The sequence below is a fragment of the Finegoldia sp. P2-F-LR genome (assembly GCF_052932265.1).
Genome location: NZ_JBRFJF010000035.1, coordinates 1 through 417, shown reverse-complemented (window position 1 = coordinate 417; position 417 = coordinate 1). Strand labels below are relative to the sequence as shown.

General features: G+C 45.3%; 1 tRNA gene and 1 rRNA gene. Both read right to left on the bottom strand.

What is annotated here, in order from left to right:
* Positions 1-52: 52 nt before the first annotated feature.
* A tRNA-Asn gene (locus tag ACU68W_RS09280) sits at positions 53-127 on the bottom strand.
* A gap of 176 nt (positions 128-303) precedes the next feature.
* Positions 304-417, bottom strand: a 5S ribosomal RNA gene (gene rrf, locus ACU68W_RS09275).

The following is a 417-nucleotide window of genomic DNA, read 5'->3' as shown; positions in this document are numbered from 1 at the left end:
CACCGCAGGATTTTAAGTCCTGTGCGTCTGCCAGTTCCGCCACCCCGGCATTTGGCTCCCAGGGTGGGACTCGAACCCACAGCCTATCGGTTAACAGCCGAGTGCTCCACCATTGAGCTACCTAGGAATATTGGTAATAAATGAGCCCTTGTTTTATGAATTTAATGTTTTCACTCGCTCAGCCTCACTTCAAAAACCTTCTTTTTAATAATTAAATATGAAGGTTTTATCGTTCGAAGCGTCGCTCGTAAAATACATTAAATTCTTCAAGGTCTCATTAAGTGGTTTGTACGCCACTTGTTTGTTTGGCGACTACCTACTCTCCCACGACGTTTCCATCGTAGTACCATCGGCGTTAAGAGGCTTAACTTCTGTGTTCGGCATGGGTACAGGTGTATCCCTCTTGCTTTTATCACC